The following is an 805-nucleotide window of genomic DNA, read 5'->3' on the forward strand; positions in this document are numbered from 1 at the left end:
CGTTGACGACCCTGCGATGACGGGTTGCATCGCGGTTGCCCGCCAGTGAGCCGACGATGGGGCGACTCACTGGCAGGCTGCTATTGGAGTCAGCCTGCTGGTGAGATGTTCGGCTAGGTCATATTATTGACGAAAGGTCGATCTGGAGCGCGTTGCGGGTCCCCGAGTTTAGTGCTTCCTGGATTACTCGGTCTATCATATGCGACTTGATTCTGCTGTATGTTTTTTTCCTGTGGGGTGTCTTCGGGAAAGGGGCGGGGCTTGGTATAGGAATCTAAATTCGCCAATGCAGGGGATTGAGTATTGATGTGCATAGATATGAACCTTTTGGCTATGGAGTTTGTTCAAGCTAACCTCGGTATGCACACACGGTGTTTGGCCAGCGCTACCTAGGTCAACGTTCAGTGGCAATAAACAAACTCAGCGTTCCTTGAGATCAGGTAACAAATTGCACGGGCTCAATGATCTGGCAAGTGGCGAGCATTCATGGGGGAAAAGGTAAGGATGGTGCAGTAAAGTGTGCTGCACAGACGCCCCGCAACTGCCTTTCAAACTGTTCGATAATCGCCGGCCAGCCCTGACGGCTGGCGTGTTGCCTAGCGTTGAGTCGTACCCTGCGAAGGAGCTCATGCTCTTCCAGCAACCAACTGGCCGCATCGCAAAAACCATCTTCGTCCCCTGGCATAGCCACCGCACCACTGTAGCCATGGCGGATGTGCTGGGTAGCGGCCGCCTGGTCATAGGCCACCACGCCCAGCCCCGATGCCATCGCTTCCAGCACCACATTGCCAAAGGTTTCGGTGAG

The 805-nt window shown here is 54.8% G+C and carries 1 protein-coding gene; it reads right to left on the reverse strand.

The features are described from left to right. Positions 1-484: 484 nt before the first annotated feature. Positions 485-805 (reverse strand): glycosyltransferase (locus ASU03_RS19140; protein ID WP_157465993.1); only part of this gene is annotated, 321 nt, incomplete at its 5' end.

The sequence above is a fragment of the Colwellia sp. TT2012 genome (genome assembly GCF_001440345.1).
GTDB lineage: Bacteria > Pseudomonadota > Gammaproteobacteria > Enterobacterales > Alteromonadaceae > Colwellia.